This is a genomic window from Microlunatus sp. YIM B11417 (assembly GCF_059617205.1).
Map to the genome: position 1 here is coordinate 1,900,643 of NZ_JCAMPJ010000001.1, position 17,181 is coordinate 1,917,823.

Genomic DNA, 17,181 nt, shown 5'->3' on the forward strand with positions numbered 1-17,181 from the left:
CGTCCTAGCGACAGTCGAGGCCGGAGGACACGGACCCGGTCCGCCAGGTCGCGATGGTCCGGCCGTCCTTGCTCACCGTCACCGAGGCGACGCGGGTCGACCCGGACGTGCGCTGCTCGACGTCGAGCTCCAGGCCGCGGCGGCCGGCCTCGGTCCGAGCCCGGTCCAGGTCCCAGCCGTCCCGGGACGCCGAGTAGACCTGCTCGGCCAGGGCACAGTCGTCCTCGGCGGCGGCCCAGCCGTGCAGCTGGAACGCGAAGACGGCGAGCAGGATCGCGACCACGAGGTAGATCACCCGGACCAGCCCGCTCGGCAGGCCGCCGAGCCGGACCCGGCGGTCGTCCCAGCTCCGGTCGTCGCCGTCGGACAGCCGTACCGTCCAGTTCCGGAACAGGTCCGGCTTCGCCACGATCACGAGACACAACAGCGACAACGCCCCGAGCAGGTACGGAAGCAGCTGGACCATGGGCCAGACCCTAGCGGTGCGCCGGCCCCGGTCCCCGGAAGCTCAGCGGTCGAGGCCGGCCGAGATGTCGGCCATGGTGTCGCTGAAGGCCCGCTCCAGGTCGACGCCGTACGCGTCGGCCAGGGTCAGCACGCTCCACAGGCAGTCGGCCAGCTCGTGCGCGATCTTGGCGTCGAGGTCGGTCGTCGGTCGCACGCCGGCCTTGCCCTGGACGAGCTTGGCCAGATCACCGACGTCGCCGACGAAGCCGATCATGATCTCCTCGGTCGTCCAGCTGCGCCCGTAGCGGGCGGCCTCCACGTCGGCGTACCGGGCGCGGACGGCCCTCGCCGCCGCCTGCAGGTCTGCGAACTCCATGCCCGCAGCCTGTCACCTCAGCGGCTGGGCGGCTCCGAACTCAGATCACGCCGAGGGCGAGGACGGCGTCGGCGACCTGGGTGAAGCCGGCGATGTTGGCGCCGGCCACGTAGTCACCCGGCGTGCCGTACTCGTCGGCCGTCTCCAGGCAGCGGTCGTGGATCGAGCGCATGATCTCGCCCAGACGCTGCTCGGTGTACTCGAAGCTCCAGGAGTCGCGGGAGGCGTTCTGCTGCATCTCCAGGGCGCTGGTGGCCACCCCGCCGGCGTTGGCCGCCTTGCCCGGCGCGAACCGTACCCCGGCGTCGACCAGCAGCCGGATCGCGGCCGGCGTGGTCGGCATGTTGGCGCCCTCGGCCACGATCCGGCAGCCGTTCCGGATGAGTTCCTCGGCGTCGTCCTCGGCGAGCTCGTTCTGGGTGGCGCAGGGGAGCGCGATGTCGCAGGGAACGCTCCAGACCGTGCCGCCGGCCAGGTGCCGGGCGCCGTCCCGGGCCGCGGCGTAGTCGCTGACCCGGCCGCGGTGCCCGTTCTTGATCTCCTTGAGCAGGTCGAGCTCCAGCCCGGCCTCGTCGACGACGGCGCCGTCGGAGTCGGAACAGGCGATCACCCGGCCGCCGAGCTGGTGGATCTTCTCGATCGCGTGCAGCGCCACGTTGCCGGAGCCGGAGATCACCACCCGCTTGCCGTCGAACGAGTCGTCGGCGGTGCGCAGGATCTCGTCGACGAAGAACACGGTGCCGTAGCCGGTCGCCTCCGGGCGGACCTGCGACCCGCCCCAGGTGAGGCCCTTGCCGGTCAGCACGCCCGACTCGTACCGGTTGGTGATCCGCTTGTACTGGCCGAACAGGTAGCCGATCTCACGGCCGCCGACGCCGATGTCGCCGGCCGGGACGTCGGTGTACTCGCCGATGTGCCGGTACAGCTCGGTCATGAACGACTGGCAGAAGCGCATCACCTCGGCGTCCGAGCGGCCCTTCGGGTCGAAGTCGGCGCCGCCCTTCGCGCCGCCGATCGGCAGCCCGGTCAGGGCGTTCTTGAAGATCTGCTCGAAGCCGAGGAACTTCACGATGCCGAGGTAGACGCTCGGGTGGAACCGCAGCCCGCCCTTGTACGGGCCGAGGGCCGAGTTGAACTCGACCCGGAAGCCGCGGTTGAGCTGGACCCGGCCGGCGTCGTCCTGCCAGGGCACCCGGAAGATGATCTGGCGCTCCGGCTCGCAGAGCCGCCGGATCACCTCCGCGTCGGCGTACTCGGGATGCTTGCGGACCACCGGGCCGAGGCTCTCCAGCACCTCGCGGGCGGCCTGGTGGAACTCCAGTTCGCCGGGGTTGCGCCCGACCACCTCGTCGAGGATCGGAATCAGGGTCTCGTCGAGTACGGGCACGAAGGTCCTTTCACGGCCGGTGAGCACGCCGGGAATCGCCCCCGGCCTTGATCATCTGACGGTAGCGGCCCGGTTCTCCGCGCCGCCGCGGCCCTCGGACGATCGAGGGCGATGCCGCTCAGCCGAACGGCGCGGCGGCGACGACGGTCGCCTGGACGGTGCCGTTGGGCGCCGGGTAGCTGATCGTGTCGCCGACGTACCGGCCGATGATCGCCTGGCCGAGCGGCGAGCTGGGGGAGTACACGTCGAGGTCGACGCTGGCGTCCAGCGCCGCCAGCTCCCGGCTGCCGACCAGGAAGGTGGTCTGGTCGTCCTCGCCGTCGAACCGTACGGTCACGACCATGCCCGGCTCGACCAGGCCGTCATCGGGCTTGGCGTCGGTCTCCGCCCGCCGGATCAACTCCCGCAGCTCCCGGATCCGCGCCTGCTCGGCGTCGTCCGGGGTCCGGCCGGGCCGGGTCAGATCGGCCACCGTGTCCTCCAGCTGCTGCAGCGTACGCGGCGTCATCCATACCGGTTCAGCGGTCATGCCGATCAGTTCCTCTCTTCGTCCCGGGACGGGTCGGCGTCCGGGTAAAAACGTCCAGCCTACCGGCGGGGCCGGATGGACCCGCGCGGCCGCCGGAAAAGCGAAACGCCCCTCCGGCCGGCGGCCGGAGGGGCGTCCCCTGCGATGGATCAGTGAGTGGCTGAGCCGCTCCTGGTGGCCGCGTCGCCCGACTCCAGCTCGGCGTGGTCGTCGGCCGCTTCCAGCTCGCCGTGACCGTTGCCATGGCCGTTCTCGTGGCCGTTGCCGTGGGCCTGGTGCTCGGCGGCCGCATCGAGTTCGGCCCGGCTCGGCTTGCGCAGCGTGTCCCGGTAGAAGAACCGGGTGGCCAGCCGGCGCCGGTTCTCCGCCTTGACCTCGCCGTCGCGCATCCCGTCGCCCTCGCCGTCGCGGATCGGCTCCAGCGGCAGGTACTCCCGGTGCTGGGTGAGGGTGTAGGCCTCCTCCTGGGTGACCGGGACGTGCTTCTCCTCGTACCCGCCGGACGGGTCGCGGACGATGATGCCGGACTCCGCGCCGTGCAGCAGCCGTGCCTCGTCCCGCCGCTGCAGGCCGATGCAGACCCGCTTGGTGATCATGAACGCGATCACCGGGCCGACGAAGACCGCCACCCGCAGGAAGTTCGTCACCGAGTTCAGCGACACGTCGAAGATCACGGCGATCAGGTCGTTGCCGCCACCGGCCCAGAACAGCCCGTAGCAGGTGATCCCGGCGACGCCGAAGGCCGTCCGGGTCGGGTTGTTCCGCGGCCGCTCCAGGATGTGGTGCTCGGAGTTGTCGCCGGTGATCCACCGCTCGACGAACGGGTAGGCGACCAGGATCGCCGGGAACAACAGCATCAGGCCGACGCCGGGCACGAAGATGTTCCAGGACCAGGTGGTGCCGCCGATGTGCGACTCCAGGCCCGGCATGATCCGGACCGCGCCCTCGACGAAGCCCAGGTACCAGTCCGGCTGCGAGCCGGCGGTCACCTCGGCCGGGTTGTACGGGCCGAACGCCCACACCGGGTTGATCTGCATCACCGCACCCATCAGCGCGATGACGCCGAACACGATGAAGAAGAAGCCGCCGGCCTTGGCCATGTAGACCGGGAACAGGGGATAGCCCACCACGTTCTTCTCGGTCCGGCCCGGGCCCGGGTACTGGGTGTGCTTCTGGTAGAAGACCAGCCCGACGTGGACGGCGATCAGGGCGAGCAGGATCCCCGGCACCAGCAGCACGTGCGCGATGTAGAACCGGGAGATGATCAGGTCACCCGGGAACTCGCCGCCGAAGATGAAGAACTCGGCCCAGGTGCCGATCAGCGGGACCGACCGGGTCAGCCCGTCGACGAACCGGACGCCGGTGCCGGAGAGCAGGTCGTCCGGCAGCGAGTAGCCGGTCAGGCCCGCGAGGATGGTGGTCATCAGCAGGATGACGCCGAGGATCCAGTTCAGCTCACGGGGCTTGCGGAAGGCGCCGGTGAAGAACGTCCGCATCATGTGGGCGTACATCGCGACCACGAACAGCAGCGCCGCCCAGTGGTGCATCTGCCGGACCAGCAGGCCACCGCGGATGTCGAACGAGATGTTCAGGGTGGAGGCGAACGCCTCCGACATGTGCAGGCCCTTGAGCAGCTGGTACGAGCCGTCGTACTCGATCTCCGCCATCGAGGGCTTGAACCACAGGGTCAGGAAGACGCCGGTGATCAGCAGGACGATGAAGGAGTAGAGCGCGATCTCGCCGAGCAGGAAGGACCAGTGGTCCGGGAAGATCTTGCGCAGGTTGGCCCGGCCCAGCTTGGCCAGGCTGAGCCGCTCGTCGGCCCAGCCGGCCGGACCGGCGGCCGCCTTGAGCACCGGGCCCGGTTGCTTGGGCGGCGTCGTCGCCTGGGTCGCCTGGCTCTCGGTGACCTTGTTGGCCGGTTTCGCCATCAGTTATCACCCTTTTGGAAGTCGCCGTGCGAGTCGCGCTCGAAGAAGCTCGGCCCCACCGGAACGGTGAAATCACTCCGTGCGATCAAGTATCCATCGGAATCCGTGGTGATCGGAAGCTGCGGCAGCGCACGCGCCGCCGGGCCGAACACCACGACGCCGGAATCGCCGAGATCGAACGTGGACTGGTGACAGGGGCAGAGCAGGTGGTGGGTCTGGTCCTCCCACAGGCTGATCGGGCAGCCGACGTGGGTGCAGATCTTGGAGTAGCAGAGGATCCCGCCGACCTGCCAGTCGCGGCGCGACTCGGGGATCTTGATCCGGTTCGGGTCCATCCGGACGATGACGATCGACGCCTTCGCCTTGGCCTGCTGGAACTCGGCGCCGTGCAACTCCTGCAGATTCTCCGGCTGACCGTTGATCAGCTGGCCGATCCGCATGTCCGAGGCCTTGATCGGGGTGTAGCTGACGTCCTGGACGAGCTTGACGCCCTCGGCCCAGATCGTCTTCATGATCGTCTCTTTGCGGGTCGCCGCGACCGGCCACGGGCCCAGGTCGGCCAGCGCGACCAGCGCCGGCAGCCCGAGCGCGCCGAGGGCGCCGGCCAGGCTGCGGCCGAGCACCTTGCGGCGGGTGATCGCCGACTCGTCGATGCCCTTGTTGACGTCCGCCACGACCGCCGTACGGTCGTCGTCGCTGGACACCAGCGGGTGCCGGTCGTCGGCGATCTCGTGGTTGGCCATGATCTGGCGGGACCACTGGATCGCACCGATCCCGATCAGCAGGATCGCGAGGCCGACGGTCAGTCCGAGCCCGACGTGCTGGGCGTTGGAGTGCAGCGGGCCGAAGTCGATGTACATGTCGCGGGGCACCGCGAAGTAGATCACCACGAAGGCGATCGCCAGCACCGGCACCAGGCCGAACATGGTCGCGACCTGGCGGGTGGCCCGGTCGGCGGCCTTCGGGTCGACGTCGGTCAGCCGCGGGTGGTGCTCCTCCATGCCCGGGTCCGGGACCGGGTAGCGGGGCCAGTCCTTGCCGGTGTCGACGCCACCCTGGGTGGCAGTCGCCAGCTCCTTGCCCTGGGGGTCGGTTTCGCCCCGGGTGTCACTCATTTCGCGCGAGCTCCCTTTGCGGTGATCCAGACGGTGAACCCGATCAGCACCCCGAGTCCGACGACCCAGGCCCAGAAGCCCTCGCTCACCGGGCCGAGCCCGCCGAGCGTGAAGCCGCCTTGGTTCGGCTGCGAGTTCAGGTGGTTGAGGTAGCCGATGATCTGCCGCTTCTCCTCCGGGGACAGGGCCCGGTCGGGGAAGGCGGGCATCTGCTGCGGGCCGGTCTGCATGGCCTCGTACAGGTGCCGGTTGTCGACGCCCTCGAGGGTCGGTGCGTACTTGCCGTTCGGCAGCGCGCCGCCCGAGCCGGCGAAGTTGTGGCAGGCCGAGCAGTTGGTCCGGAACAGCTCACCGCCGCGGGCGAGGTCCTCGTCCGACATGCCCTCGGTGTTGTAGTTCTCCTCGGCGGGGATGTCCGGGCCCGGGCCGAGCGAGGCGACGTAGGCCGCCAGCGCGGCGATCTCCTCGTCGGTGTACAGGTTCTTCTTGCGCGGGGCCTGCTGGCCGGGCTGGGCCATCGGCATCCGGCCGGTGCCGACCTGGAAGTCGACCGCGGCGGCGCCGACGCCGATCAGCGGCGGGCCCTGGATGGTCCCGCTGACCTGGCCCTCGCCGTTCAGGCCGTGGCAGGACGCACAGCCCACCGCGAACAGGGCCTTGCCCTCGGCGATCTGCTGGCTCTTTCCGGTGTCGGCCGCGACCTGGTCGGCCGGCGAGACGACGGAATAGATGCCGCCGACCACGACGAGGGCGAACAACAGCATCAAGACCTTGGCGGCCGGATGGCGTCGTCTGGCGGACAGGAATCGCACGTCGGGGGTCCCTCTCGGTGTCAGGGCTGACTCTTCAGTCGTCGAGCTGTTCGGTTGTGGGAGGTCGGTCGGTCGCGCGGGTCAGCGCAGGATGTAGATCACGAAGAACAGCGCGATCCACACCACGTCGACGAAGTGCCAGTAGTACGAGACCACGACGGCGGACACCGCCTGCTCGTGGGTGAAGGTGCGGGCGAGGAACGTACGACCCATCAGGATCAGGAACGCGATCAGACCGCCCAGCACGTGCAGGCCGTGGAAGCCGGTGGCCAGGAAGAACACCGACCCGTAGCCGTTGGAGGAGATGGTCAGCCCCTCGTGGATCAGCTCGGCGTACTCGTACACCTGGCCGCCGATGAAGAAGGCACCCATCACGAAGGTCAGCACGTACCACTCGCGCAGGCCCCACTTGTTCACCTGGAGCAGGGAGCCGGTCCGGCCGACCTGGCCGCGCTCGGCGGCGAACACGCCGAGCTGGCAGGTGATCGAGCTGGCCACCAGCACGCTGGTGTTGAGGATGGCGAACTGGATGTTCAGCATCCCGGACTGGGTCGCCCACAGCGACTCGGCCGCGGGCAGACCGGCGGCGGCGTTCTGGCCGTTGGTCACGTTGCGGATCGTGAAGTAGCCGGCGAACAGCGCCGCGAAGAACATCAGCTCGGAGGCGAGCCACACGATCGTCCCCACGGCCACCATGTCCGGACGGCCCGGACGGCCGTGCAGCCGCGACTGCGGAATGGAGTGCAGGGCCCCGGCCGGCTTCGCGGCGGCGGTCGTCGTGGAGTGCGTGTGTAGAGCCACGGGGTCATTATGTCTGTGCTGCTCCGCCCGGTCACGTCGGGGTTGGCAATGTCGCGTGTGTGTCTGGCCACGTCTTCGGCACGCACTCTTTCCTAGAGTGTGGCGGTGACCGAATCGATACCTGCGGCGCTGCGTCCGGACGCCTTCCACGCCGACCTGCGGACCCAGTTCGACACCTTCCTCGACGACCATCGGGCCGCTCTCGAGGCGTCGCTGGACGGGCTCACCGAGGAGCAGGCCCGGCGCCGCCTGGTCCCGTCGGCGACCACCCTGCTCGGCCTGGTGCAGCACGGCACCTTCGTCGAGCGGGTCTGGTTCGACGAGGCGGTCACCGGGCGCAGCCGGGTCGAGATCGGGATCCCGGACACGCCGGACGAGTCGTTCCTGCTGGCGCCGGACGCGACGATCGCCTCGGTACGGGCCGCGTACCGGGCCGCCTGCGCCGACTCCCGGGCCGCCGCGGCCGGGCTCGGCCTGGACGACGTGGTCACCGGCAACCGGCGGGGTCCGCTGCCGCTGCGCTGGGTCTATCTGCACCTGCTCCGCGAACTGGCCCAGCACTGCGGCCACGCCGACATCCTGCGGGAACAGATCCTGGCCGACTGACCCGTTCCTGCTTTCGGTACGATCTGACGGTTTCCAGCGCGACCGGTGAGGATGATGACGATCATGGCTTCTGACCAGCACCACGGCGAGGCGGCGGAGAAGCCGCTGACCGTCCTGCTCTACGCCTCCGATCGGGGCCGCCGGGACAACGTACGGCTCGCGCTGGGCCGGCGGATCGCCGCCGACCTGCCCGAGATCACCGTGCTGGAGGTCGCCACCCAGCCGGCCGTGCTCTCCGCGATCGAGGCCGGCGGCATCGACGTGGTGATCCTGGACGGCGAGGCCGTGCCCGGCGGGATGGGCCTGTGCCGCCAGATCAAGCACGAGATCCTCGAAGGCCCGCCGGTGCTGCTGCTCGCGGCGCGTGCCGACGACGCCTGGCTGGCGACCTGGGCCCTGGCCGACGCCATCGTCGCCTACCCGGTCGATCCGGTCCGGCTGCCGACCGCCCTGGCGGATCTGGTCCGCCGGACGTCCGGGGTCGCGCCGTCCGCGCAAACCTGAACCGCGCAACCCTGAATCGCGCAAGGCTGAGGAGACCGACCATGACCGACGACACCGGGGTCGCCGATCCGACCTGGCCGGGACTGCTGTCCGACCTGATCCGGGGCGAGGACCAGGCTGTCGAGACCACCGCCTGGGCGATGGAGCAGATCCTGGAGGGAGTCGCCACGCCGGCCCAGATGGCCGCGTTCCTGGTCGCGCTGCGGGCCAAGGGCGAGACCGTCGACGAGCTGACCGGGCTGGCCCGGACCATGATCAGGTACGCCACGCCGCTCGAGGTGCCCGGCCCCGCGCTGGACATCGTCGGTTCCGGCGGCGACCGGGCGGGCACCGTCAACATCTCCACCATGGCGGCGATCGTCGCCGCTGCGGCGGGCACCCGGGTGGTCAAGCACGGCAACCGGGCCGCCTCGTCGGCCTGCGGCTCGGCCGACCTGCTGCAGGAACTGGGACTGGTGCTGGACCTGACCCCGGAGCAGCAGCACCAGGTGATCGCCAAGGCCGGCATCGGGTTCCTGTTCGCCGCGCACTACCACCCGGCCTTCCGGCACGCCGGCCCGGTGCGGCGCGAGCTCGGGGTGCCGACCGCCTTCAACTTCCTCGGCCCGCTGACCAACCCGGCGCAGCCGTCGGCCGTCGCGGTGGGAGTCGCCGACGCGCGGATGGCCGGCCTGCTGGCCGGGGTCTTCGCGGCCCGCGGGCAGCAGGGCCTGGTCTTCCATGGCGGGGACGGGCTGGACGAGCTGACCACCACGACCTCGTCGAAGGTGTGGGTGTTCGGCCCGGACTCACCGCCGACCACGCTCGAGTTCGACCCGGCGACGCTGGGGCTGGCCCGGTCCCGCCCGGAGGATCTGGTCGGCGGGCCGCCGCCGGTGAACGCGCAGATCGCCCGGGACGTCCTGGCCGGCGTCGGCGGCCCGGTCCGCGACATCGTGCTGCTCAACGCGGCCGCCGGGCTGACCGCCTGGGACACCCCGCGGCCGGATCGGCTGGTCGAGCAGTTGGGCGACAACCTGCAGCGGGTCGCGACCGCGATCGACACCGGCGCCGCGGCCGCGCAGCTGGAGCAGTGGGTCACCCTGAGCCGGGCCGTCGCCGCCTGAGCAAGGCCGCAAGGGGCCGGATCGGGCTGGGCTATTCGGTGATCCGGAGCGATTCCAGCGATTCCTGGGCGAGCTCGGCGAGCTCCGGGTCGGCGTCGTCGGGCACCGAGCTGGTCGCCGCGATGAACGAGCCGTCGTCGAGCCGGACCAAGATCACCGAGACCTTGTCGTGCTTGCTGGACAGCCCGTCGATCTGGTAGCTGACCCGGAAGTTGATCATGACTCCGGGATGGCCGTCCACCGCCCAGTCGGACGCGGACAGCCGGCCCAGTTTGGTCGCGTGACCGTCGAAGAACCGTTGCGCATAACGTTCGGCGGCCTTGGTCGCGGTCTTCTCCAGGTCGGTCGAGTTGATCAGGTCCGGGCTGATCTGGGCCAGCGCGACCATGGCGGACCAGGTGGACGTGCCGTCGTACCGCTCGTGCACGGGCGCGTTGGCCAGGAAGCAGGTCTGGAACAGGTAGGGGACCGTGATCGGGTCCGCGTAGAGCCGGAACGGGGAGTCCGGCAGCGTCAGCGTGGCCGGGCCGAGGCTGGCCGTTCGGGTCTTCGGGTCGAGCTTCCCGGTCGGCGCGGCTCCCGGTGTGGTCGCCTTGGTCGTCGGCGGCCGGTTGCCGGGCGTCGGCTCCTCGATCGCGGTCGGCGGTCCCGGGTCGCGCCAGATCACCAGGCCGGCCCCGAGGCTCGCCGCGACCACCAGGGTGAGGCTCAGCGTGATCGCCAGCACCATCCGGGCCGGCGACGCCCGTCGCGGTTCGATCACCTCGGGGTCGTCGAGTTCCGGATAGCCGGTCAGCCAGCCCCGGTCGGCCGCGGTCCCGCCGGCGTCCGGCCGGTCCGCTGCCGTGCGATCGGACGGGCCGTCGCCGTCGTCGTCGCGGACCTCGGCGAGCCGGTCCTCGTCCCTCCGTCCGGTCCGCTGGTCGTCCTGGGCGAAGTCGCCCCGGGCCAGGCGGGCCGCCAGGGCGTCGGGCGGCGGCGCCTTCGGCGACTCACCGATCGCCTGCGTCCACTGGGTGCCGTCCCACCACCGATAGCGTCGGGGCACCCCGGCTGGATCGGGATACCAGCCGGGCCTCGGGACGGTCACGGCGACGAGCCTAATCGAGGCGACAAGGCAATCCTGCAACGGAGCGACCAACCCGTGGGACCGCCGACGCAGCGCGCGAGGCATACTGGCTGATCATGATCTCCCGCGAGTTGGCCGGCCGGCTGAGCGATCGGCTGGAGTGGAAACCCGCTAACGGCGACCAGTTCTTCATCCCGCGGCCGGAGATCGCCGATTCGGTGTTCCTGGTCAGCGACATGGTCGTCGAACTGATCGTGCGGGACGGGCAGCGCCGGTTCCACTTCAACGGCACCGTGGAATGGGCGCTGGACTCGGTCGAGGTCGGCGAGGTCGTCTGGCTGCCGCGTGAGGACCAGTTGCGGGACCTGATCGGCGACCGGTTCGTGTCGCTCGACCGCACCGGCGATGGGTACCTGGTCACGTTGAGCGGCCCGCCGCGCGCCTTCCACACGCCGGCCCAGCCGTCACCGGCCGACGCGTACGCCACGGCGCTGCTGCACCTGCTGGACCAGGATCCGGCCGCCGGGGCGGAGCGGTCAGCCGAACGGTGACGGCAGGCTGAGCAGTACCGCCAGATAGACCCCGGCCAGCATCGCCGGCGCGTACGGGAAGCCGCCGCGCCGGCCGGCGATGATCCGGATCGCCCCGAACACGCCGCCGAGCAGCGCCCCGCAGAGCAGGGCCCAGAGCAGCAGCGTCCAGGACACCGAGCCCGCGGCGGCGCCGAGCAGCGGGGCGAACCGGACGTCGCCGAACCCGAACCCGCCGCGGCTGAGCACCCAGATCGCCAGATACACGACGCCGGCGACGGCGGCCCCGGCCACCGTCCGCAGCAGCATCCAGGCGTCGCCGAACGCGAAGGCGGTCCCGACGGTCGCGGCGGCCATCGCGATCCAGCCCGCGTAGCTGAGCCGCATCGGCAGCCAGGTGGTCGCCCAGTCGATCCCGGCCAGCGCAACGCCGAACACGGCCAGCACCAGCCACAGCGCGACCCGGTGCGGCGGGATCCAGCCGACCGCGATGGCCGCCGCACCCGCCGCGGCGAGCGCGCAGGCCGTGACGAAGCCGGGGCGGGCCAGGGCGGCGTAGGGGATCTTGGCCGGTTCGGCGACCAGCGCCCCGCGGCCGGCCTCGGCGCTGTCGCCGTCGCCGGGCTGGGGCGCCGGCGGCTCCGGCAATCGGCGCAGCACGACGGGCAGGCCGACGCCGACGACGGCCGCCGCGATCATGATCAACAGCGCCGCGTTCAGGGGCTCAGGCATCGCCCACCCGCCGTGGATCCACGAGGCACGAGGCTACTGGTCCGGCCACCTCAGGCGACCGGACGCAACGACGGGTCGGCCGCCGGGACAGCCCGCCGGGGCAGCGTCCGCAACGCTGCGAGCACCCGCAGCTGGGTGAGCCGGGAGCAGGCCAGGGTCTGTCCCTCCAGCAGCAGCCGCAGCGCCGGCCGGCGCATCCGGAGGTAGCGGGTCAGCCGGTCGAGGTCCCAGTTCGTCGCGAGCAGCCGTTGCAGGCCCTGCCGGACCGGCTCGGCCGGGACGAGTTCGTACCGGACGGAGCGGACCTCAGCCGCCGTCACCGTGATCAGGCGGCGGGCCACCGGCGCCGGGATCACGTCGTCGCCCGGGCCGCTGCGGCCGAGCAGCGGCCGGAGTTGATCAAGGCGGAGATCGGCGAGCTCGGCGATCACTCCGGCCGAGACCGCTCCGGCGTTGATCAGGAACCGCAGGTGGGCTCGGAACGGGCCGGCCGTGACCGGTGACGCCGGATCGGCAACGAGGGTGTTGATCATGGAATGCTCCTGGACTGTCGTGGGGAGGATCGCCTGCACCCAGCTAGCCAGACGGCGGGCCGGAACTGGCCGTGCCGCTGTCGTCCGTGCCGGGCTTCTGTTGCCCGTCGGCGCCGGACGTTGGCCCGACCCGGCCACGTGTTGCCCGAGAACGGGCGAGTGTTGTCCGATGCTTCGGAATCGGCCTCCGGCGGCACGGTTGTCGCCGCGGCCGTCTAGGGTCGCCCCATGACTGCCGGATACTTCCGCTTCCCAGACGTCAACGATGATCAACTCGTCTTCTGTGCCGGGGACGACCTGTGGCTCGCTCCGCTGGCCGGCGGCCGGGCCGCCCGGCTGACCGCCGACGCGGCGCCGGTCCGGCATCCGCGGTTCTCGCCGGACGGCCGCCGGGTCGCCTGGGCCTCGGCCCGCGACGGCGGCTGGGAGGTGTGGGCGCTCGAGTTGGACAGCGGTGCGGTGCAGCGGCTCACGTACTGGGGGTCGGACCAGACGACGGTGATCGGCTGGCGGGACGACGAGACGGTGCTGGTGGTGTCGTCGGCGGGCGAGATCAATCTGCGGCACACCACGGTCCGGACGGTCGGCCTGGACGGGCGGTCCGAGCGGCTCGGCCACGGTCCGACCTCGATGCTGGCCGTGCACCCGGCCGGCGCGGTCGCGCTGGCCAGCCGGTACAGTCGGCCGGCCGAGTACTGGAAGCGTTACCGCGGCGGCACCGCATCCCGGCTCTGGCTCGACCCGGCCGGCGACGGCGACTGGCGCCGGCTGCTGCCCGACGTCGAGGCCAGCCTGACCAGCCCGCTCTGGTACGGGGACCGGCTCGTCTTCGCCTCCGACCTGGAGGCGGACCTGCCCGGCAACCCGGACGGCCAGGCGAACCTCTACTCGGTGTCGGCCGAGGGTGACGACCTGACCCGGCACACCCAGCACACGGTCCGGCACGGCTACGTCCGGGACCCGGCGAGCGACGGCCGGACCGTGGTCTACCACGCCCTGGGCGTGCTGTACCGGATGTCCGGGCTGAACACGGATCCCGAGCCGGTCGAGCTCACCCTCGGCACGGCGCTGGCGGGCCGGCAGCCGCGCGCCCTCGACCCGTCCGAGCAGCTCACCCAGGTGCGACCGGACCAAGCCGGCAACGGCAGCCTGCTCGAGTGGCGCGGCAACGCGTTCTACCTGACTCACCGAGAGGGGCCGGCCCGCGCGCTGGCGGCCGACTCCGGGGTCCGGATCCGGGAGCCGCGAGTGCTCGGCGCCACCGGCCGGGCGGCCTACGTCACGGATGCCGACGGCGAGGACGCGATCGAGATCCGGGCCACCGACGCGCTCACCCCGGCGCGCCGGATCGCCGGTGGTCGGCTGGGCCGGGTGCTCGCACTGGAGCCGGATCCGGCCGGCGCGCGGCTGGCGGCGGTGAGTCACGACGGCCGGATCAGCCTGGTCGACGTCGAGTCCGGCGATGTCCGCGAGTTGGGCCGCAGCATCAACGGCGAGGCGACCGGCCTCGCCTTCTCGCCGGACGGCCGCTACCTGGTCTGGAGCGAGCCCAATCCGACCCACCGCTATCTGCGGCTGGCCGACCTGGCCGCGGCGCCGGGCACCGAGCCGGTCCAGCTGACCAGCGGCCGGTTCTCCGACTCCTCGCCGTCCTTCACCGCCGACGGGAAGTATCTGGCGTTCCTGTCCGCCCGCACCTTCGACCCGCGGTACGACAGCCACACCTTCGATCTCGGCTTCAGCGGTGCGACCCGGCCGTATCTGGTGCCGCTGGCGGCGACCACCGAGGCGCCGTTCGGACCCAGCGCGGACGGCTGGCCGGTGGCGCCCGCCGACGCGAAGACCGAAGGCAAGGAGAAGGGTGACGCCGAGGGCGACCAGGACGCCGGAGCGGGCGCCAAGGACGCCGGGGTGGCGACGAAGCCGACCGACGAGATCGCGGTCGACGGCTTCGAGCAGCGGATGCTGCCGTTCCCGGTGCCGGCCGGCGGCTACCGCGCGCTGAGCGCGACCAAGACCGGCATCGCCTGGATCCGGGAGACCGACCGCGGCGTGCTCGGCTCGGCCCGCGCCGACGTACCGGGCGAGGGGCCCGGCGACGCGCTCGAGGTGTACCTGCTCGCCGACCGGAAGCTGGAGACGCTCGCCGACCCGGTGGACGACTATCAGGTCAGCGGCGACGGGACCCGGTTGGTCGTCCGGTCCGGTGCCGAGGTGAAGGTGGTGCCGGCCGACCGGCCGGTCAAGGAGGACGACGATCCGGCCGTGGTCACGGTGGACCTGTCCCGGCTCCGGTTCGAGTTGGACCCGGTCGCCGAGTGGCGGCAGATGTTCGACGAGCAGGGCCGGCTGATGCGTGATCACTTCTGGCGGGAGGATCTCGACGGCGTCGACTGGTCGGGCGTGCTGGACCGCTACCGGCCGATCGTCGACCGGCTGGGCAGCCACGACGACCTGGTCGACCTGCTCTGGGAGACGGTGGGCGAGCTCAACACCTCACACGCGTACGTGATGCCGGCCGGCCGGCCCGACCGGGAGGCGAGGCGGGTCGGCCTGCTCGGAGCCGACCTGGCGCCGGCCGACGACGGCTGGGAGATCGCGGCGATCCTGCCGGGGGAGACCTCGGACCCGGAGGCCAGGTCGCCGCTCCGCGCGGCCGGCGTCGGTGCCGAGGCGGGGGACCGGATCGTCGCGGTGGACGGGCGGCCGGTCGATCCGCGGTTCGGCCCGACCGCCTCGCTCGCGGGAGCGGCGGGCCAGCCGGTCGAGCTGACCCTGCGCCGGCCCGGCCGTGACCAGGACCGCCGAGTGGTGGTCCGGCCGCTGGAGTCGGAGGAGCCGATCCGCTACCAGGCCTGGGTGGCCAGTCGCTCGGCGTACGTCCGGGAGGCCACGAACGGCCGGTTCGGCTACCTGCACATCCCGGACATGGCGTCGCCGGGCTGGGCCCAGCTGCACCGCGACATCGACCTGGCCACGCGGGCCGAGGGCCTGATCGTCGACGTCCGCTACAACCGTGGCGGGCACACCAGTCAGTTGGTCATCGAGCGGCTGGCCCGCCGGGTGATCGGCTGGGATGTCGCCCGGCAGATCAGCACGGCCGAGGAGTACCCGAACCAGGCGCCGCGCGGCCCGGTGATCTTCGTGACCAACGAGTTCGCCGGGTCCGACGGCGACATCGTGTCGGCCGCGGCGCAGGCGCTGCGGATCGGCCCGGTCGTCGGCATCCGGTCCTGGGGCGGCGTGGTCGGCATCGACGGCCGGTTCGGGCTGGTGGACGGCACCGGGGTGACTCAGCCGCGGTACGCGTTCTGGCTGGAGGGTTACGGCTGGGGCGTGGAGAACCACGGCATCGATCCCGACATCGAGGTGCCGATCACCCCGGCCCAGTGGGACGGCCCGGCCGACCCGCAGCTGGACCGGGCGATCGCGGAGGCGGAGCGGTTGCTGGCCGAGCGGCCGGCGGCGGTCCCGCCGCAGCCGGAACCGCCGCGGGCCGCCCGCTGACGCCGATGCCGCCGCAACTGGTGGGGATCCTGATCTTCGGGACGATCTCGTTGATCTTGATCGGGATCGTGGTCGTCCTGGTCTGGCGGATCCTGTGGCTCCGCCGGACCGGGCACCGGGTCACCGGGCAGTGCGTGAACGTGTACTGGGAGCGCTACCCGGGCGACCGGAGCTGGATTCCGCGCAAGCTCTGGTTCTCCACCGTCGCCTTCACCGCCCCGGACGGTGATCGCTATCGGCTCCAGGTGCAGACCCGGGCGCACACGCTCGGGCAATGGATCCCGGTGCTGGTGCCGCCGGGCCGGCCGGAGCGGGCGCGGGTGGATTCGCCGTGGCAGCTGTGGTGGGCACCGGCCATGGTCGGGTTCGTCGCGGTCGTGTTCGTGCTCGCGACCATGATGGTGGCCAGCACGCCGCCGGCGATCGTCGTACGCTGACCTCGATGACTGCCTCCGGGGAAATCGACGAGACCTACCGACCGCTCCATCTCGACTGGCCGTCGTGCCTGAACGCGCGGGACCTGGGCGGGATGCCGACCAAGGACGGCGGCCGGATCCGTACCGGCGCGCTGATCAGGACCGACGGGCACCACAAGCTGACCGAGCAGGGCGTCGCCGCGGTCCGCGCCTACGGCGTGACCAGGATCATCGACCTGCGTCGGCAGCGCGAGCTGGACAAGGAGCCGAGCCCGTTCTTCGGTGACCCGCTCTACCTGCACCACCCGGTGCAGAACCCGGCCGATCCTGATCATGAATGGATGACGCTGGCCGAGATCTACATCGCGATGCTCGATCTGCGGCCCGATCTCTACGCGGCCGCGGTGGCCGCCGTGGCCGACGCCCCGCCGGGCGGCGTCGTCGTGCACTGCGCCGGCGGCAAGGACCGGACCGGGATCACGATCGCGATGTCGCTGGCCGTCGCCGGCGTCGACCCGGCGGTGATCGCCGCCGACTACGCGCTCACCGAGGCCCGGCTGGCCGAGGAGGCCGCGGCGCACGTGGCCGGCATCGCCGATCCGCGTGAGCGCGAGATCGTCGCCGGCCTGGTGCCGACCCCGCCGGAGAACATGATCAAGGTGCTGGACCACCTGACCGAGAAGTACGGCAGCATCGAGGGATTCCTCGAGGCCGGCGGCATGACGGCCGACCAGGTGGCCGCGCTGCGCGAGCGCCTGCGCTGAGGATGAACGCGGTCCG

General features: G+C 71.6%; 18 protein-coding genes. 7 read left to right on the top strand and 11 right to left on the bottom strand.

The genetic code is table 11. From position 1 onward, the window contains the following. Positions 1-4: 4 nt before the first annotated feature. From AC6CCG_RS09390 to ctaE, 8 genes are all read right to left on the bottom strand, one after another. Positions 5-466, bottom strand: a complete 462-nt coding sequence (locus AC6CCG_RS09390) for a hypothetical protein (RefSeq protein ID WP_496654227.1) — start codon at positions 464-466, stop codon at positions 5-7. A gap of 42 nt (positions 467-508) precedes the next feature. Beyond that, on the bottom strand, positions 509-823 hold the full coding sequence (locus tag AC6CCG_RS09395) for a MazG nucleotide pyrophosphohydrolase domain-containing protein (RefSeq protein ID WP_496654228.1): 315 nt from the start codon (positions 821-823) through the stop codon (positions 509-511). 40 nt (positions 824-863) lie between these two features. Continuing rightward, entirely contained in the window at positions 864-2,210 is a 1,347-nt protein-coding gene (gene gdhA, locus AC6CCG_RS09400) for an NADP-specific glutamate dehydrogenase (RefSeq protein WP_496654229.1), read from the bottom strand. 118 nt (positions 2,211-2,328) lie between these two features. Then, positions 2,329-2,739 carry a GreA/GreB family elongation factor gene (locus AC6CCG_RS09405; RefSeq protein ID WP_496654230.1) on the bottom strand — a complete coding sequence of 137 codons (411 nt, stop codon included), beginning with the start codon at positions 2,737-2,739 and terminating at the stop codon, positions 2,329-2,331. Between the two features lie 149 nt (positions 2,740-2,888). Further along, positions 2,889-4,670, bottom strand: a complete 1,782-nt coding sequence (qcrB, locus tag AC6CCG_RS09410; RefSeq protein WP_496654231.1) for a cytochrome bc1 complex cytochrome b subunit — start codon at positions 4,668-4,670, stop codon at positions 2,889-2,891. Next, entirely contained in the window at positions 4,670-5,671 is a 1,002-nt protein-coding gene (gene qcrA / locus AC6CCG_RS09415; RefSeq protein ID WP_496654407.1) for a cytochrome bc1 complex Rieske iron-sulfur subunit, read from the bottom strand. Before qcrA ends, qcrB begins: the two co-directional genes overlap by 1 nt. Before the next feature lie 110 nt (positions 5,672-5,781). After that, a complete protein-coding gene (qcrC, locus tag AC6CCG_RS09420; protein WP_496654232.1) occupies positions 5,782-6,597 on the bottom strand; it encodes a cytochrome bc1 complex diheme cytochrome c subunit in 816 nt (271 codons plus the stop codon). An 81-nt stretch (positions 6,598-6,678) separates the two neighbouring features. Further along, positions 6,679-7,398 (bottom strand): aa3-type cytochrome oxidase subunit III, encoded by a 720-nt coding sequence (ctaE, locus tag AC6CCG_RS09425; protein WP_496654233.1) that lies wholly within the window; start codon positions 7,396-7,398, stop codon positions 6,679-6,681. Between the two features lie 105 nt (positions 7,399-7,503). Between ctaE and AC6CCG_RS09430 the strand changes: the two genes are divergently transcribed. From AC6CCG_RS09430 to trpD, 3 genes are all read left to right on the top strand, one after another. Continuing rightward, positions 7,504-8,004 (top strand): DinB family protein, encoded by a 501-nt coding sequence (locus AC6CCG_RS09430; RefSeq protein ID WP_496654234.1) that lies wholly within the window; start codon positions 7,504-7,506, stop codon positions 8,002-8,004. A 63-nt stretch (positions 8,005-8,067) separates the two neighbouring features. Then, complete coding sequence (locus AC6CCG_RS09435; protein WP_496654236.1) at positions 8,068-8,508, top strand: response regulator transcription factor; 441 nt, start codon at positions 8,068-8,070, stop codon at positions 8,506-8,508. A 41-nt stretch (positions 8,509-8,549) separates the two neighbouring features. Further along, a complete protein-coding gene (gene trpD, locus AC6CCG_RS09440; RefSeq protein ID WP_496654237.1) occupies positions 8,550-9,614 on the top strand; it encodes an anthranilate phosphoribosyltransferase in 1,065 nt (354 codons plus the stop codon). A gap of 31 nt (positions 9,615-9,645) precedes the next feature. Here the strand turns inward: trpD and AC6CCG_RS09445 are convergent, their stop codons facing one another. Continuing rightward, entirely contained in the window at positions 9,646-10,704 is a 1,059-nt protein-coding gene (locus AC6CCG_RS09445; protein WP_496654238.1) for a DUF2510 domain-containing protein, read from the bottom strand. Positions 10,705-10,799: 95 nt separating this feature from the next. On the opposite strand from AC6CCG_RS09445, the gene AC6CCG_RS09450 reads away from it, so the two are divergent. Beyond that, positions 10,800-11,234 (top strand): pilus assembly protein CpaE, encoded by a 435-nt coding sequence (locus AC6CCG_RS09450; RefSeq protein ID WP_496654239.1) that lies wholly within the window; start codon positions 10,800-10,802, stop codon positions 11,232-11,234. On the opposite strand, the gene AC6CCG_RS09455 is transcribed toward AC6CCG_RS09450, so the two are convergent. Both AC6CCG_RS09455 and AC6CCG_RS09460 read right to left on the bottom strand, forming a co-directional pair. Then, a complete protein-coding gene (locus AC6CCG_RS09455) occupies positions 11,220-11,945 on the bottom strand; it encodes a prepilin peptidase (RefSeq protein WP_496654240.1) in 726 nt (241 codons plus the stop codon). The genes AC6CCG_RS09450 and AC6CCG_RS09455 overlap by 15 nt on opposite strands. A 50-nt stretch (positions 11,946-11,995) precedes the next feature. Next, on the bottom strand, positions 11,996-12,478 hold the full coding sequence (locus tag AC6CCG_RS09460; RefSeq protein WP_496654241.1) for a hypothetical protein: 483 nt from the start codon (positions 12,476-12,478) through the stop codon (positions 11,996-11,998). A gap of 228 nt (positions 12,479-12,706) precedes the next feature. Here AC6CCG_RS09460 and AC6CCG_RS09465 point away from each other — a divergent pair, with 228 nt between their 5' ends. The 3 genes from AC6CCG_RS09465 to AC6CCG_RS09475 are packed head-to-tail and all read left to right on the top strand — an operon-like array spanning position 12,707 to position 17,165. Then, positions 12,707-15,985 (top strand): S41 family peptidase, encoded by a 3,279-nt coding sequence (locus AC6CCG_RS09465; protein ID WP_496654242.1) that lies wholly within the window; start codon positions 12,707-12,709, stop codon positions 15,983-15,985. 5 nt (positions 15,986-15,990) lie between these two features. Further along, complete coding sequence (locus tag AC6CCG_RS09470; protein ID WP_496654243.1) at positions 15,991-16,422, top strand: DUF3592 domain-containing protein; 432 nt, start codon at positions 15,991-15,993, stop codon at positions 16,420-16,422. A 5-nt stretch (positions 16,423-16,427) separates the two neighbouring features. Further along, positions 16,428-17,165 carry a tyrosine-protein phosphatase gene (locus tag AC6CCG_RS09475; RefSeq protein WP_496654244.1) on the top strand — a complete coding sequence of 246 codons (738 nt, stop codon included), beginning with the start codon at positions 16,428-16,430 and terminating at the stop codon, positions 17,163-17,165. The last annotated feature ends 16 nt before the right edge of the window (positions 17,166-17,181 follow it).

What these genes read in the sequence shown, in the direction of transcription:
- AC6CCG_RS09390 (WP_496654227.1), bottom strand. Translation starts at nt 466, where the DNA reads ATGGTCCAGCTGCTTCCGTACCTGCTCGGGGCGTTGTCGCTGTTGTGT.
- AC6CCG_RS09395 (WP_496654228.1), bottom strand. Translation starts at nt 823, where the DNA reads ATGGAGTTCGCAGACCTGCAGGCGGCGGCGAGGGCCGTCCGCGCCCGG.
- AC6CCG_RS09405 (WP_496654230.1), bottom strand. Translation starts at nt 2,739, where the DNA reads ATGACCGCTGAACCGGTATGGATGACGCCGCGTACGCTGCAGCAGCTG.
- qcrB (WP_496654231.1), bottom strand. Translation starts at nt 4,670, where the DNA reads ATGGCGAAACCGGCCAACAAGGTCACCGAGAGCCAGGCGACCCAGGCG.
- qcrA (WP_496654407.1), bottom strand. Translation starts at nt 5,671, where the DNA reads ATGGAGGAGCACCACCCGCGGCTGACCGACGTCGACCCGAAGGCCGCC.
- AC6CCG_RS09435 (WP_496654236.1), top strand. Translation starts at nt 8,068, where the DNA reads ATGGCTTCTGACCAGCACCACGGCGAGGCGGCGGAGAAGCCGCTGACC.
- trpD (WP_496654237.1), top strand. Translation starts at nt 8,550, where the DNA reads ATGACCGACGACACCGGGGTCGCCGATCCGACCTGGCCGGGACTGCTG.
- AC6CCG_RS09450 (WP_496654239.1), top strand. Translation starts at nt 10,800, where the DNA reads ATGATCTCCCGCGAGTTGGCCGGCCGGCTGAGCGATCGGCTGGAGTGG.
- AC6CCG_RS09455 (WP_496654240.1), bottom strand. Translation starts at nt 11,945, where the DNA reads ATGCCTGAGCCCCTGAACGCGGCGCTGTTGATCATGATCGCGGCGGCC.
- AC6CCG_RS09460 (WP_496654241.1), bottom strand. Translation starts at nt 12,478, where the DNA reads ATGATCAACACCCTCGTTGCCGATCCGGCGTCACCGGTCACGGCCGGC.
- AC6CCG_RS09465 (WP_496654242.1), top strand. Translation starts at nt 12,707, where the DNA reads ATGACTGCCGGATACTTCCGCTTCCCAGACGTCAACGATGATCAACTC.
- AC6CCG_RS09470 (WP_496654243.1), top strand. Translation starts at nt 15,991, where the DNA reads ATGCCGCCGCAACTGGTGGGGATCCTGATCTTCGGGACGATCTCGTTG.
- AC6CCG_RS09475 (WP_496654244.1), top strand. Translation starts at nt 16,428, where the DNA reads ATGACTGCCTCCGGGGAAATCGACGAGACCTACCGACCGCTCCATCTC.